Origin of the sequence: Nostoc sp. PCC 7107 (assembly GCF_000316625.1) — a bacterium.
Taxonomy (GTDB): domain Bacteria; phylum Cyanobacteriota; class Cyanobacteriia; order Cyanobacteriales; family Nostocaceae; genus Nostoc_B.
Genome location: NC_019676.1, coordinates 1,035,941 through 1,050,589, shown reverse-complemented (window position 1 = coordinate 1,050,589; position 14,649 = coordinate 1,035,941). Strand labels below are relative to the sequence as shown.

Genomic DNA, 14,649 nt, shown 5'->3' with positions numbered 1-14,649 from the left:
TACTTTGCTGCGCTTGTAATGACCATTGAAAGGGTCTATAAGGCCTGAAACAGTTGCCGCTACCACTTGTGTGTACACCGTAGCCTTGTAGGAGAGAGGTTAAAATAGTGCTACACTCAACCGAGAACTGCCATAAACCATCCTAAAAAGTAAAAGTAGTCCGAAGTACACCCACAGTTGTAGTCTCGTTTCTACTGTCACCTTCAGGGTTAAACAAAACAAAAGCGCCGGGAGTAATGCTGATATTATCTGTCAGCTTCAGACGATAATAAGCCTCTAAATGGTAAGGAGTAGCACGATTTACCCCATCTGGAGCCAATTGAGCCGTACCACCTGCATCAGAACGAAACAGCGGTTGTCCAAAAAGAATTCCCGCATTATTTCCAGATTTAAATAAATCATTGAAGTGTAGCCCTATCATCCAACTAGTAAAAGTGGTGGAAGCATCAACATCTCCAGAAGAATCAACAAACATTGCAGCACCATAACCAGACAAAGCAACTTTTGGAGAAAAGCGCCAAGTTAACGTACCACCAACAGAATTTAGCGTCACCGGTGTCCCTAAAGGAACGCCAGCTAACGCACCGATATCATCACGAATTAATCCTGTACCTAAGATATTAATTTCGTGATAACTGTGGGCATAGTTTAAACCCACATCTATCGAACTAGTGGGTTTAAAGGTTAATTGAGTGCTGACAATACTACTACCACCAAATACGCCTGCACCTAAAGGAGTGTTAGAAACACCTGGTACAATATCACCTGCTTCTTGAGGTACGTTAGCATTGACACTGCCGTATAAAGCTCTTAAATCTAACTGAGGAGAAATGTTAAATATAAATCCCGCAGCCGAGGCTAAACCAGTCCCCGAAGTCCCTCCAGAAACTCGCGCTACAGGATTTAAACCTGCAAACCGAGAAATAGACTCTTGTCCTTCACCATAAAAAGGTGTGATAGCAGGAAAAGCGTCTGTTGCTTCCGCCGCAGTTCCCGCAAACAAAGTCAATTTATCAGCAACAGGAAAAACATACAGTAATTTATAGAGTTGTACGCTATTCGCTGCCTGTGGTGATAACGTTTTAACATCAAAACCAGGAAACAGCGGTTCAAAACTTGTTCTAGCACTACTAGAAACGAGTAAATCTGAAGCTAACCCTAAACTGTCTTGTAAACTACCACTTCCGTTTATATCACCCAAAAAGTTATAAGCTTGCAAACCAGTAATTAATAAATCTTTTCCAGTAAAGCTAGTGCTGAGATTTAACCTAACTCTATTCACCAAGATAATACTTGGATCACTCGTATTTGGTGCGCCACCTGTAGCACCAATTCCTGCGATAATTACCTCGCCGTTGAGTTTAGTAGTAGTAGAAAACTGATTTGCTTCTAGTTCTGCTGTGCGTGCTTCTAGTGCATCTACCCGTCCCCGTAGGGTTGCTAGTTCCGCAGCAAAGTCTTCTTGTAACTTCTGCAAAGTTGCTAAATCTTCTTTTTTAACTAAATCAGAAGTTGCTGTGGTGATGAGTTCATTGACTCGTTCTAAACAAGCATTTACGCCTGCTGCAAATTCATAGCGAGTCATAGCGCGATTACCGCGATAAGTGCTGTTGGGATAACCAGCAATACAACCATAACGCTCAACTAAAGACTGTAATGCTTGAAAAGCCCAATCCGTTGGTTGCACGTCAGACAACTGTGATACAGATGTTACTTGAGGGCTATCATTGTTATCTGATGTCTGCAACTCGTTGGGCTGCGATGAATCTTGGCTTTCTGGTTTGTCTTGGATAGTAGGTGATTCTGGTTGATTATTATTGGCTATGGTTAATCTAGTTCCAGCAGTTTTGGGTAAAGTAAATTGATTAAAGATTTCGCTATTGAGAATTGCTGATTTTTGAGGAGCATTTACTAATAATTTTTGCTCTGTTGGTACGGCATTAGCTAGGAATTGGATGGGTAATAGTCCGTTAATTAAACATAAAAAACTAGCTCCACCAGCAGAAGCTAGAAGATACTTTGCCATGATCGCTCCTCACAGATATAAAATATTTAAAAAACTTATCTACGGTATTTAACAGTTATGAAGCACTCTTAAGTGAATTGCTCAAAAAAACCTTACTTCCTATAAGGAATTACCGGAGATATTAAAATCTAGTAAATACTATTTAGATAGAAAAATAACATAAGTAATAATTAATGATTTTAATATTTTTTATAACTATATTTTAACCATAGAAAATAGCTATAGTAACCATAGAGAGAGCCTGAATAGTTTTAATTTCTAAATATTTGAGAAATACAGCATATTTTGAGTACATGAGGTACGAGTGTAAAACCCAAAACCGTGTAGAGACGTTACATGTCTCTACAACAAAAAATGATTTGATGTAGGACTACAGATGTCTATACCAAAAAAAGGTACAAGAAAGATATTAGTTGATGGAGAAACATTCATTTGGCTAATCAGAAGACAAGCTACAAACTGCCAATCAGACTATCCTGATGGTCATATTCATGTTGCAGTAGAACATGCTTATGAGTCAGGTTCAGTATTAGTCGTTATTACCGATAAACTTCACTCACAGGGGTTCATTCTCACTCCAATACAAACAGTCAAACCAAAAGACGTAGCAGAGTTGATAAAACAAGCTACGCAACTTGGGTGGTTGCCTAAAAAGTCAGGCAGAACTTTTAAGGTTTGCGTTATTAGTAATAGTATGATGAAAGCTTGCGGCGCTGATTAGTTTTTTTGATTAATTTCCCGATAATTGGCTTGATAGTTCAATAAAGTCTCTTTAGCTTGTTGATAAACAAATGTGTTTTCTGGAATCTCTTTTAAAGTATTAATTGCCTGTTGCCATTTATCTTTTACTTGCTCCCGTACAGAAAATGAATGAGGTGAACTTTGGATAAAAAAATTTGCTTCTATTGCTAATTTATGCGCTTTTTCTAAATTATTTACGGCTTTTTTTTCAGTAATTACTTTTTTACTAATTACCCTAAGATACAACCGATAAGTAATTAACTTATCTTTAGCTTTAGTAGAAACTGATGTATTGTGCGGTATATTCTCTAATAGCTTAATGGCTTCTTGCCATTTAGATTCTGCTTGTTGCCAAACAATTAAAGGATGGGGTGGCGATTGCACTAAACCAGATGCTTCTAAACCGAGGTTTTGCGCGGCTTTAAAATTAGCGATCGCAGTTTCTTCTTGGTTAAAATTGAAGTAAACTTGTTGTAGTTGGGGAATTTCTGATTTTATCATCCAACCACCAAAGCTTAAAACTAATAAACTAGCAGTAATTATCCCACAATAGTGAATTAGGCTTTGTTCTTCAAACTTTTTTAGCAGATTATAATTGCCTAATTTCCATTGTTCAGATTTAGGCTTGAGTAACTTTTTTTCCGATTTAACTCTCAAAGAACTAATCTGCAAAATTAAGCCATCAATTTTAGTTTGGTAAAACTCACAGTCATTAATAATATCTGTTAATTCTTGTAATCTGCCATCCCCAGATATAATTAATTCGTGATCATCATCTAGCCATTCTAGTGCAAAGCCAGATTTGCCACAAAAAGATGATATTCCGAGTAAAATGCTGAATAAATCATGGCTCTGCTTAATATTATTAAAAATAAATTCTAATCTTTCCTTGATTTTTAAAGAATCTTCTTGAGCTTGGATAATTTGCTGAATTTGTTGTTGGAGAATTCTGGGCTTATGTAAATCTAGTTGAATTTTTAAGACTTCTTCTACTGCTTGAAAGGTTGCAGGAATACTATCATGATTAGCATCAATATTTAATTGTTGGACTAATGTGATGTCACTTAAAATATCGGCAGCTATAGCCTGAATTAAATCACCCCAATCAATCCAGACTTCTATTTTAGCTTGAATTTCTTTAAGAGAAATATCTGCTGGTAGTTTCCCAAATTTTGCTGTTAGCAAGCCTGGATAATCATATTGATAAATATAGACTGTATAATCTCCATTTTTGCCAGCTTTTGGGACTGAATTTAAATAAGCAACTGTAGTAGCAGGAGATTTTTCTAATTGGCTGGACTTAACTTTTTCTTGAATATTCCGTAGTTGATCCTGTCCATGATTAATCATGACAATTTGTTGCATGATGTCATGGGAATGTCCAATATTTAGCCTCAGACTATGAACAATTTTTGGTAATTCATTTACCAGAGTTTCTAAATCAGCCATAAATATCCCTTGGGGATTTGCCGAAAGTTGATGTGAAACAATTAAAATGACTATGCAGCAAGGTGTTAGCTTGAATACAAGCTTCATCTTATTGGTGGTAGAGCAGCATCCTGAAAGATAGAAAATCTGAGGAGCTATGGATTCATACTTCCCGTAAATCCTGCTAAAGTAACAAATTCAGTTGAAAAATTTTAAATAATGCACAGTTGGTAACTAAAGTCAAATATGAATGAAATTGATTTAGCGTTTACTCCAGCAGTGGAGTTAGCGCGATTAATCCGCCATCGGCAAGTGTCGCCACTAGAGTTGGTGGAAATATATTTACAAAGAATTGAGCGTTTGAACCCCCAATTGGGAAGTTATTTTACGGTGACGGCAGAATTCGCGATCGCAGATGCCCAAGCAAAAACCGAAATGCTGGCGACATCTACGGAACTACCGCCGTTTTTTGGTGTGCCAATTTCCATTAAAGACCTCAACGCTGTGGCTGATGTTACCTGTACCTACGGCAATCCGGCATTGTTAAATAACGTCCCTAATTATGATGACGGGGTGGTAACGCGAATTAAACAAGCAGGGTTCATTATTCTTGGTAAAACAGCTACTTCCGAAATCGGCTCCTTTCCTTACACCGAACCTACAGGCTTTCCCCCAGCTAGAAATCCCTGGAATTTAGAGTATACTCCCGGCGGTTCTAGTGGTGGTGCAGCCGCATCTGTAGCCGCAGGATTATGTGCGATCGCTCAAGGTTCTGATGGTGGTGGTTCAATTCGTGGCCCAGCCGCTTGTTGTGGTTTAGTCGGGATTAAACCATCACGAGGTAGAGTCACTAAAGCCCCTGTCGGTGATCGCTTGGGGGGAATTGCTGTTAATGGCCCCATTGCTAGGACTGTGGCTGATGCTGCGGCGATGTTAGACGCAATCTCCGGTTACTTCACAGGTGATCCTTATTGGCTATCTGACCCTGAACCTTCATTTCTCGCCGCTACCCAAGCGAAAATTTCTGGGTTACGCATTGCCTTTAGCACGCAAATCAAGCCTTTGGGAACTGCTGATGCTAATTGTCAGCAAGGTGTATTACAAACAGTCCAGTTATTAGAACAATTGGGGAACACAGTTGAAGAAAACTGCCCAGATTTTAGCGGCTTAGTCGAACCATTCCAAATCGTTTGGCAAGCTGGGGTAGCTGCATCAGGACTTCCAGCAGAAGCCTTGCAGCCTGTTAACCGTTGGTTATTGGCGCGTACAGGTTCTATTGCCGAATATCTCCGAGCTTTATCCCAATTGCAAATTGTCTCCCGGCAAATTGTGGCATTTTTCGACCATTTTGATGTGTTGGTATTGCCTGTATATTTACATTCGCCAATTCGAGTGGGAGAATGGGCGGCTTTAAGTCCCGAAGAAGCATTCCAAAATATTATGCGTTGGGTTGCACCTTGTCCTGCGGCTAACGCCACCGGACAACCTGCGATCGCATTCCCCGCGGGTTTTGATAGTCATGGTGTGCCTATCAGTGTACAACTTGTGGGTAAACCTGCGGCGGAAGCTACTTTAATTAGTCTTGCAGCCCAAATCGAAGCAGCAAAACCTTGGCTTCAAAATCGTCCAGCCTTTGCCAGCTAATGGCAATGAGGACGATTAACTCTCAAAAACTCATGAGCAAACGTTAAGTTATTTTACAATCACATAACACTGAGTATCAGAATTTTTCAAAATCACTGGGGCAACTCATTCAAAATTGGAAATCAGTTATGGTTTACAAACGAGTTGATAGGCTTACCATCCTTAATGTTGAGAAATTCCCAGCGATCGCCCCTGGCAGACTGTTAACTGAAGCAATTAACTAAATTAGACCGTAATTAGCCATGAATACAGATTTTTCTCTTGTCCAATAATTTCATTGTTTCTCTCACAACCAGGGTTTTTACTAAGTATTTATTCCTACTTTAGGGGTGGTTTTGAGTGCAACACACCCCCTAAAAACACAAAAAATCCTGAAATCCATATAAATTAACGGTTTCATATATCCACTTCTGGCTGCTACACCTTAGAATGATTCATTGAAAAGTCGAGCCAAAGGGATGTGTAGCCGTTTTGAGTAGAAATACTCTCTAAGCACGACTTTTGTAGTTCTGCAAACAGAGATTTCAGTCAGGATGTTACATGGTGCATCTTGACTGAAATATCAAGTAAACCTGAAGGAGTTTATATGAACAAAGGCGAATTGGTTGATGCAGTAGCAGAAAAGGCTAGTGTTACCAAAAAACAAGCAGATGCTGTCTTAACCGCTGCTTTAGAAACCATTATTGAAGCGGTTTCCTCTGGCGATAAGGTAACACTAGTGGGGTTTGGTTCCTTTGAATCACGGGAACGTAAAGCCCGTGAAGGTCGTAACCCCAAAACCAATGAGAAAATGGAAATTCCGGCGACTAAAGTGCCTGCTTTCTCTGCTGGTAAACTGTTTAGAGAAAGAGTTGCACCCCCAAAATCTTAGGTTTAGTTTGCGGAATTTTTATTTTGATGCAGCAACCAGCACACGGGGGAAATTTAGCCTGGGCAGCAGCACTGGCTGGCTGTCCCCGTGATGCTATTCTTGATTTTTCTGCAAGCATCAGCCCTTTAGGGCCACCGGATAGTGCGATCGCGGCGATTAAATCCCAAATTAGTAGTCTGAGGCACTATCCAGAACCAGAATATAGTGAACTGAGACTAGCTCTCAGTCACTTCCATCAGTTACCGCCAGAGTGGATTTTGCCGGGGAATGGTTCAGCAGAATTATTAACTTTGGTTGGTAGGGAATTAGCCGCATTACCGGCAACAATCTTGATGACTCCAGCCTTTGGCGATTACTACCGTACTTTGACGGCATACAACGCTAAAGTTCTGGAGTTACCTATTGATCTAAGTCATAAGTCATTTGTCAATAGTCATTTGTTAATAAACAATGACAAGAGTCTGAGTGTTGGCAGCCAACGTTTAGAAATTCAAGGACAAAGGACAAATGACAAAGGACTACTTTTAAACAATCCCCACAACCCCACAGGAAAATTATTTTCACGGCAGGAAATTTTACCGCTGTTAAAAGAGTTTGCCTTAGTGGTGGTGGATGAAGCGTTTATGGATTTTGTACCACCAGAAGCAGAACAAAGTTTAATTCCGGTGGTGCAAGAATATGAAAATTTAGTCGTGTTGCGATCGCTCACAAAATTTTACAGTCTGCCGGGGCTGAGACTGGGATATGCGATCGCACACCCTGATCGCTTATCACTGTGGCAGTCGTGGCGTGATCCTTGGCCTGTGAATAATCTGGCTGCGGCCGCCGCAATTGCTGTAATTAGCGATCGCAATTTTCAACAGCAAACTTGGCAATGGCTACCACCAACCCGAAACCAACTGTTTCAAGGTTTAGCTGCCATTCCGGGATTGCAACCTCACACCAGTGCTGCGAACTTTTTACTAGTGGCATCACAACAATCTAGTTCGCAGTTACAGCAACAATTACTCCAACACCATCAAATTTTAATTCGAGATTGCCTGAGCTTTAAAGAATTAGGCGATCGCTTTTTCCGTGTAGCTGTGCGTTCTGTGTCTGACAACCAGCGCTTATTAACAGCGCTTCAAACATTACTTGATAATTCGTAATTCCGAATTATCTTGCCTTTGTAGAGACGAAATAATTAGCGTCTCTACAATAAATAATAATTACTGACCATTGACTAATGACAATTGATTATGATGTCGTGATTATTGGCGGCAGTCTTGCCGGACGCTATGCTGCTTTAGCTGCAACTAAATGGCACGCTAAAGTCGCTTTAGTAGAACCACAAATAAATTATGGATTTATTTATCATCACACTCTCAGCGAAATTGCCAACCGCTTACAGTCTCTCAATCAAGCAGATAGCTGTGGTATTCATACTAACTATGCTGACATCGCCGAAAAATGCCACATATCTGTTGCTTGGCAAGAGGCAATGCTATATGCTAACGCCGTTGCTGCCAATATCCAAGAACTAAATTCTCCAGCGACACTAGCCGCACTGGGAGTAGATGTAATTTTTGGCAAAGGTGAATTTCAATCTTCACCCCATTTAGCATTTGCCATTTATGAAAATGAAGAAACATCAGCCAACACTTCCCATCATCCAGTCTGCCGCCTGTTACGAGGACGCACCTATTTACTAGCCAGTGGTTCTCGTCCAGCTGTTCCCAATATTGAAGGTTTAGCAGCTACAGGTTATACGACCTTAAATAATATTTGGCAGTCTCTGAAAAAAAACACACTACCCCAAAATTGGGTAATTCTTGGTGGTGTTCCGCAAAGTCTAGAAATAGCGCAAACTTTAGCTCGTTTGGGTTGCGCTGTCACATTAGTTATTAAACATCCTCATATTCTGCCAAATATTGACCCAGAAATTGCTCAAATTCTTCAGGCACAATTAGAAGTTGATGGTGTACGCATTCTGACTCAAACTGCCGTTACACAAGTCAAACAAATTGATGATAAAAAATGGATTCAAGCTGGAGATAAAGCAATTGAAACTGATGAAATTTTAGTAGCAACAGCACAAAAACCAAATTTTGAGTCTTTAAATTTAGCGGCAGTTGGTGTCAAATGGTATCAGCATCGCTTGGTAGTTAATAATAAATTGCAAACTACTAACAAACGGATTTACGCTTGTGGCGATGTGATTGGTGGCTATGACTTCATTAACATCGCTAATTATGAAGCGAGAATTGCTCTAAATAATACCCTATTTTTCCCTAGATTAGATGTCAATTATCAATACATACCTTGGGGAATATTTACTAACCCCATGTTAGCGCAAGTCGGGTTAACTGAGACGCAAACAAAACAACAATTTCGTGATGATAAATTTTTAGTTTTACGGCAATATTTTAAATCTTTAACAGCAGCACAAATTAACAGCGAAACCACAGGTATTTGCAAATTAATTGTGTTACGTAATGGCGAAATTTTAGGTGCAACTATCTTAGGTCAAAGTGCAGGAGAATTAATCAATTTAATTGCGTTAGCTATCAACCAAAAAATAAAAGTCAAAGATTTAGCTAATTTATCGCCTATTTATTCCAATTTTTCCGAAATTCTTACCCAAACTGCCCAAGAATATCAGCAAAGATTAAATAATCATCCAGACGTGCAAGATAGATTAGAAGGCTTCTTTCATTTCCGCCGCAACTGGAATTTGTAAATTATCCCAATTCTGATGGGCAGAGATAATTCCGGAATTTGAAGGGTTTTTTGTGTTTTTAAACGCAAAGGCAGGTGGAGGATACTGCAGAGTTACGCAGAGTATTGGTGCTAAGTATTGATTTAATGGCATTTAATTAAGCTGATTTTCATCGAAGAATGGTATTTTTGTCTACAAAGTAAAGAGGCTGATCAATGAATAACAGATTGATTTCTCAAAAAAATTCTGCATTATTGATTTCTGGTGTTATTTGTGTGATGAGTTTGGGTGTTTGGGTTTCTGTAGAAGCACAGGTGCAAAAACCACCAGAAACAACAGCAGCTCCAACGTTAAAAAAAGCGGGTCAATTAGAATTACAACATAGCGGCACACCATTCAAGCCAGAAAAACTTGAGGAGTCAAATAAACCTATTAAAAAAGGGACACGGGGGACGATAGGGCGGGACGATCGCCTACCGATGTTAAGTAATAATTATCCTTGGTCTACTGTTGGTCGAATTGTCGGTGAATCAAATTCGCAAACTTACACCTGCACAGGAACTTTGATTGATGAGGATATCGTATTAACTAATGCTCACTGTGTAGTTGACCCCAAAACTGGCGAGGTTGCCAGCCGAGTTGCTTTTCTACCCAATGTAGTTGATGGTCAATATAAAGATAAAGCTTATGCTGTGCAGTATCTAGCAGGTACTCACTTTCAAGATAAAAATTCTAACGCTAATGATTGGGCTGTTGTAAAAATTGATCGACCACTGGGACGTAAATATGGTTATCTAGGTTGGAAGTCTCTGCCTGCTAAAACGTTAATTCGGAATGAGAAAAGATTCTTTTTTGTCGGGTATTCTGGTGATTATCCCCAAGTAGAGACGGAAAAGTTTTGGGGTTTAACAGCAGGCCAGGGATGGACTGCGGGTTTTCAAGCTGGTTGCAGTATTGTTGATGAGCAGTCAAATATCTTATTACATGATTGCGATACGGCGGGTGGTTCATCTGGTGGCCCGATTATTGCCTCTATTGAGGGTGAGCCTTATATTGTGGCTTTAAATAATGCGGAAATTGTCGATAGAAGAAGTGGGAAAGGTTTAATTAATTTAGCTGTAAATATCTCCTTTTTAGATAGATTATTTGGAAAGAAATAAGGGGTTAGTATAACAAGGCAAAAGTAAAAAGTAAAAAGTAAAAAGAAGGAATAGTGATGTTTATTTATGCCAATCTGTACTAGTTATAGCTATAGCCAGTTTTATTAGGACGCTGCGTGCTTGAGAACGAATTCGATAGCATCACGTAAATGATCACAATTGTGTAATTGTTTGCGAATCCTACTTTTTAACCATGCCCAACACTTCTCAATACGATTAAGGTCTGGTGAATAGGGAGGTAAATAAACAAGTTCACAGCCTGCATCATGTATGAGTTGGGCAATTCGACCACCATGATGAAACGTCGCATTATCCACAATTACCCACTCACCGGGACGCAAAACCGGAATCAAACATGTTTCTAGCCAGGTTTCAAACACTGTGCGGTTACACGCCCCCTCGACTGTAAATGGGGCAATCAATTGATTATCCCGATACCCAGCAATCATGTTAATGCGTCCCTGTCGCCGACCGGATTTGAGGTCGTAAAATCGTTCCCCTGTTGGTGAGTACCCATAGCCGTAGTTATCTCGTTCATCCATTCCCGATTCATCGACATAAACCAAGTGTGGTGCTTTTGGGTTCTTCAGTTGTGCTAGAAAGGTTGCTCGTTTGGCTTCATCTCGTTGACAGTAGCCATATGTTTTTTTTTACGGGTGTGTCCAATTTTCTGCAATGCCCGTGAAATCGTGCGTTGACTAATCTCTCCTTCCCATAACTCTACCATTTGGACTTGAGTTTTATCACCATTTGCTTTGACAAATGCGCGAAACTTCTCCCAATCATCGATTTTGCCACCCCTTTGGCATTCCTGCCTCGATTTGACCTTGATATCACCCGTTTGGGCTTTTCTTTGACACCACAAGTTAATCGTATTGCGACTGATATTGAACAATTGGCTCGCCTCACTCTTTTTGAGACCGTCCAACTCAATTGCTTGCATCACCTTTTGCCGGAAATCATCACTATAGGGTTTAGCCATCTGAGTTTGAATCGCAATACTAGGAATACTTCATAGTTTATGTCCTAATCTTATTGGCTACAGCTATATAAATAAATTCTTCGCATGTGTTAAGCGTAAGCCGTAACGCACTGAGAAATATGGTGCGTTACGGCTAATTAATTCACTTTCCTAATACCAATTTGAAAAAAGAATGCGACAAATGGTAAAAATAGACAGAAGTAGCATTCAGGGTATGTGATGGTAGGGGTAACACAAATCGAGATAGAAGAAAGTGTCGAGGAACTAGAGAAGTTGCTCAAACATCAAAAACAGTCTCGGAGCAAAGAACGTATACAAGCCCTATATCTGATTAAAGGGCAAGAAATGAGTGTAAGTGAGATTGCTAAAATCTTGGGAAAACATCGAGCTACAGTACATCGATGGTTGGCAGATTATCGAGAAGGAGGAATTGAGGCGGTTGTTGAATTTGGAACGAGTTCAGGTCGAAAAAGAGCAATACCAGATTGGGCTGTATCGAGTTTGAAAAAACAACTCGAACAACCAGAAGGTGGGTTTCAACGGTACACACAAATACAACATTGGTTAGAAAAAACCTTGGGTGTGCAAGCTGAGTACGCAACTGTACATCATCTGGCACGTTACAGGCTCAAAGCCAAGCTGAAAGTCCCACGTCCGCGTAACCGAAAACAGGACGAAGAAAAACTAGAGTCTTTTAAAAAAAACTCGGTGATGACTTGCAATTAATTGCTCAATACAGTGCCATTATCTTGCCTCAGTACGAAAATATTCGTTATTTTGTACAAGATGAGAGTCGATTTGGACTCAAAACCATTGAAGGACGTAAAATTACTCTTCCCGGAGTTAAGCCTATTGGTGATTGGCAGTGGCAATTTAAAGCGTTCTGGCTATATGGAGCAGTTGAACCACTTACTGGGGAAAGTTTATTTTGGCAGTTTTCTCATGTTGATACCGAATGCTACCAACAATTTTTGAACGAGTTCGCTGCCTGTTATCCCAAATCACTTAACATTCTCCAAGTTGATAACGGCTTATTTCATCAAGCTAAACGTTTACAAATTCCAGAGAATATTGTTCTTTTGTTCCAGCCTGCTCATTCTCCTGAACTCAATCCCATAGAGCGCGTTTGGGAATATCTCAAGCAAGACTTGAAATGGGAGCTATTTGATAACAGGCGAGCATCTGCAAACCAAGGTTGCTCAACTCCTAGCTCTCCTCACTCCTCAAATTGCTGCTTCTTTGACTGGTTATGACTTCATCCTCAATGCCTTATCTGTCGCAAACATTTTTTGAATTGGTATAAGTTCTCAAATCCTTGTATAGCCGTAACACACCCTACGTATCTATTGAGCATTGAGCGTTCGCGTAGCGTCTCCCTTGGGGAGAAGTCGAAATGCGCTAAAATTCAAATTTTGGCAAAGTCTTCTAAAGGTGCGATCGCATATTTTCCCTGTACATCTTGACTGACTAAACCTAAAGCTATTAAATCTCGATCAATAAACAATTTTGTCGCTTTACCACCTGCATCAATCTTGGCATTAATCAACCGTATGGCGTAGCAGATGGTATCGTAAACCCGTTGGGGATTCATCGCTGTTGTAATCGGTTGATATCTACTCACCGATTCACACAATCGATACACACCATGTTCTTGAAACTGAGGATAGCCATAATAATTGACGGCTCGTGGTAAAAAGTATCCAGCAGTAATTGGCTGTTTTCCTGATGGGCGCACACAAGTGTAGCTGAAATCACCAACTGTATCAGCAGCCATACTCCCAGGCATAAATCGCAGCACATTGAAATTTAAAAAATCTGGGTTACACTTTTCAATCCCAAAGTGAATTGCTTGGATATCATCAGCAAAAGTTGTCGGTTCGTAACTGATAATCTCTGTTTTATCAGCATTGAGTTTGGCTTTTGGTAAGCCTAAAATCAAAAAATAACTACTGGGTAATCCAGCTTGATTCATATCTTGAAAAACTCTGGCAATCTTAGCTGGATAATCAAATGCTTGCTTAATTTGACTAGCAAAAGAACCGTTAAATTTGTGGTTAGCTAATGAAACTTCTGGTAAGGTATGCTCAACCCCAAAAAACAGATATACACAATTATGTTCTACTAAATAACGCATCTGTTCATAGTTAATTTTATCGATGCGTGTATTAGAACCCCAAATAAATCCTTCTTCTTTAAGAATTTCGGCTTCACGTTTGGCTGCTTGCTCATGCACAGTAAAAGTATCAACATCTAAATAAATTGCTTCATAACCATGTTTTTTTAGTTGTTGTAATTGTCTGCGAAAAGATGCTTCACTTAACCTAATAACACTATTACTTTCACTACTTTTATTACAAAAACCACATCCCCAAGGACAGCCTCGTTGAGTAAATATTTGGGCGGTTTTTAATTGTCTACCATCTGAAGTTTTAAAAATATCCATATCATGTACTTTTGGTACATGAACTAAACCCAAGTTTTGGTCAATATCATCAAAGTTATTAACTCTGGTTGCAATAGTCCGATGAAATTTCCCATCATCAGTGATAAAACACAACCCAGGCAAATGTTGCATCTCTTCATAGAAAGTTCCTCTAGCAACGGCATGAGCAATTTCTATAATTGATTCTTCGCCTTCACCATCACAAAAAGCTGTAATCCACGGTGTAATGCGGGCAATATCTTCAACGCTTTTAGTTGCATAACCACCAACTAAAATTGGTACATTTTTTCTGCCATATTTTTGAAGTTGGGAAAAAATTTTGCTACTGTGATTGTCAATTTCTGGCCATTGAGTTGTGAGACAACCAGCAAAGATAATTAAATCCGCATCTCTAATTTCCTTTAAAACATCATCAATACTCAAATCCAGACGTTCCAAATCTAGTTGTAAAACTTGCCTAAACCCAGCATTAAATAAACTAGAAGCTAAAACTGGCAAGGCTTTATTTGCACCATTAAAGCTTCTGTGTTTCAGAAATTCTCCAATTAAAACAATTTTTATGGAATTAATCTGAGTGGATGTTTGTTTACTTTTAGTTTGAGATAATAACACGACGATTACACACCTAAGATTAATATTTTTTGATGGTGTGATGC

12 protein-coding genes are annotated in these 14,649 nt (G+C 39.5%); 8 read left to right on the top strand and 4 right to left on the bottom strand.

Going from position 1 to position 14,649, the window contains the following annotated elements:
* Nucleotides 1-142 precede the first annotated feature (142 nt).
* Nucleotides 143-2,026, bottom strand: a complete 1,884-nt coding sequence (locus NOS7107_RS04435; RefSeq protein WP_015111790.1) for an iron uptake porin — start codon at nt 2,024-2,026, stop codon at nt 143-145.
* A gap of 376 nt (nt 2,027-2,402) precedes the next feature.
* Here NOS7107_RS04435 and NOS7107_RS04430 point away from each other — a divergent pair, with 376 nt between their 5' ends.
* Entirely contained in the window at nt 2,403-2,747 is a 345-nt protein-coding gene (locus NOS7107_RS04430) for a hypothetical protein (protein WP_015111789.1), read from the top strand.
* On the opposite strand, the gene NOS7107_RS04425 is transcribed toward NOS7107_RS04430, so the two are convergent.
* The gene (locus tag NOS7107_RS04425; RefSeq protein ID WP_157373954.1) at nt 2,744-4,303 is read right to left on the bottom strand and encodes a hypothetical protein; all 1,560 of its coding nucleotides are present in this window, start codon (nt 4,301-4,303) and stop codon (nt 2,744-2,746) included. The genes NOS7107_RS04430 and NOS7107_RS04425 overlap by 4 nt on opposite strands.
* 138 nt (nt 4,304-4,441) lie before the next feature.
* Here NOS7107_RS04425 and NOS7107_RS04420 point away from each other — a divergent pair, with 138 nt between their 5' ends.
* From NOS7107_RS04420 to NOS7107_RS04400, 5 genes are all read left to right on the top strand, one after another.
* The gene (locus NOS7107_RS04420) at nt 4,442-5,839 is read left to right on the top strand and encodes an amidase (protein WP_015111787.1); all 1,398 of its coding nucleotides are present in this window, start codon (nt 4,442-4,444) and stop codon (nt 5,837-5,839) included.
* A 586-nt stretch (nt 5,840-6,425) separates the two neighbouring features.
* On the top strand, nt 6,426-6,710 hold the full coding sequence (locus NOS7107_RS04415; protein WP_015111786.1) for an HU family DNA-binding protein: 285 nt from the start codon (nt 6,426-6,428) through the stop codon (nt 6,708-6,710).
* Between the two features lie 26 nt (nt 6,711-6,736).
* Nucleotides 6,737-7,858 carry a threonine-phosphate decarboxylase CobD gene (cobD, locus tag NOS7107_RS04410; protein ID WP_015111785.1) on the top strand — a complete coding sequence of 374 codons (1,122 nt, stop codon included), beginning with the start codon at nt 6,737-6,739 and terminating at the stop codon, nt 7,856-7,858.
* 77 nt (nt 7,859-7,935) lie between these two features.
* Complete coding sequence (locus NOS7107_RS04405; protein WP_015111784.1) at nt 7,936-9,429, top strand: NAD(P)/FAD-dependent oxidoreductase; 1,494 nt, start codon at nt 7,936-7,938, stop codon at nt 9,427-9,429.
* Between the two features lie 194 nt (nt 9,430-9,623).
* On the top strand, nt 9,624-10,568 hold the full coding sequence (locus tag NOS7107_RS04400; protein WP_015111782.1) for a serine protease: 945 nt from the start codon (nt 9,624-9,626) through the stop codon (nt 10,566-10,568).
* A gap of 104 nt (nt 10,569-10,672) precedes the next feature.
* On the opposite strand, the gene NOS7107_RS27570 is transcribed toward NOS7107_RS04400, so the two are convergent.
* Nucleotides 10,673-11,550, bottom strand: a protein-coding gene (locus NOS7107_RS27570) for an IS630 family transposase (RefSeq protein WP_253274444.1) whose coding sequence is annotated in 2 segments (ribosomal slippage) — nt 10,673-11,218 and nt 11,221-11,550 — 876 coding nt in all. Because the reading frame shifts where the segments join, the coding sequence is not laid out codon by codon here.
* 219 nt (nt 11,551-11,769) lie between these two features.
* Here NOS7107_RS27570 and NOS7107_RS04385 point away from each other — a divergent pair.
* Together NOS7107_RS04385 and NOS7107_RS04380 are read left to right on the top strand one after the other, a co-directional pair.
* Nucleotides 11,770-12,276 carry a helix-turn-helix domain-containing protein gene (locus NOS7107_RS04385; RefSeq protein ID WP_044499669.1) on the top strand — a complete coding sequence of 169 codons (507 nt, stop codon included), beginning with the start codon at nt 11,770-11,772 and terminating at the stop codon, nt 12,274-12,276.
* Nucleotides 12,267-12,803, top strand: a complete 537-nt coding sequence (locus tag NOS7107_RS04380) for an IS630 family transposase (protein ID WP_083889664.1) — start codon at nt 12,267-12,269, stop codon at nt 12,801-12,803. Before NOS7107_RS04385 ends, NOS7107_RS04380 begins: the two co-directional genes overlap by 10 nt.
* A gap of 152 nt (nt 12,804-12,955) precedes the next feature.
* Here the strand turns inward: NOS7107_RS04380 and NOS7107_RS04375 are convergent, their stop codons facing one another.
* Nucleotides 12,956-14,605 carry a radical SAM protein gene (locus tag NOS7107_RS04375; RefSeq protein WP_015111781.1) on the bottom strand — a complete coding sequence of 550 codons (1,650 nt, stop codon included), beginning with the start codon at nt 14,603-14,605 and terminating at the stop codon, nt 12,956-12,958.
* Nucleotides 14,606-14,649 lie beyond the last annotated feature (44 nt).

Excerpts from the sequence above, each read along its gene's own strand:
- NOS7107_RS04435 (WP_015111790.1), bottom strand. The coding sequence starts at position 2,026 with ATGGCAAAGTATCTTCTAGCTTCTGCTGGTGGAGCTAGTTTTTTATGT.
- NOS7107_RS04430 (WP_015111789.1), top strand. The coding sequence starts at position 2,403 with ATGTCTATACCAAAAAAAGGTACAAGAAAGATATTAGTTGATGGAGAA.
- NOS7107_RS04425 (WP_157373954.1), bottom strand. The coding sequence starts at position 4,303 with ATGAAGCTTGTATTCAAGCTAACACCTTGCTGCATAGTCATTTTAATT.
- NOS7107_RS04420 (WP_015111787.1), top strand. The coding sequence starts at position 4,442 with ATGAATGAAATTGATTTAGCGTTTACTCCAGCAGTGGAGTTAGCGCGA.
- NOS7107_RS04415 (WP_015111786.1), top strand. The coding sequence starts at position 6,426 with ATGAACAAAGGCGAATTGGTTGATGCAGTAGCAGAAAAGGCTAGTGTT.
- cobD (WP_015111785.1), top strand. The coding sequence starts at position 6,737 with ATGCAGCAACCAGCACACGGGGGAAATTTAGCCTGGGCAGCAGCACTG.
- NOS7107_RS04405 (WP_015111784.1), top strand. The coding sequence starts at position 7,936 with ATGACAATTGATTATGATGTCGTGATTATTGGCGGCAGTCTTGCCGGA.
- NOS7107_RS04400 (WP_015111782.1), top strand. The coding sequence starts at position 9,624 with ATGAATAACAGATTGATTTCTCAAAAAAATTCTGCATTATTGATTTCT.
- NOS7107_RS04385 (WP_044499669.1), top strand. The coding sequence starts at position 11,770 with ATGGTAGGGGTAACACAAATCGAGATAGAAGAAAGTGTCGAGGAACTA.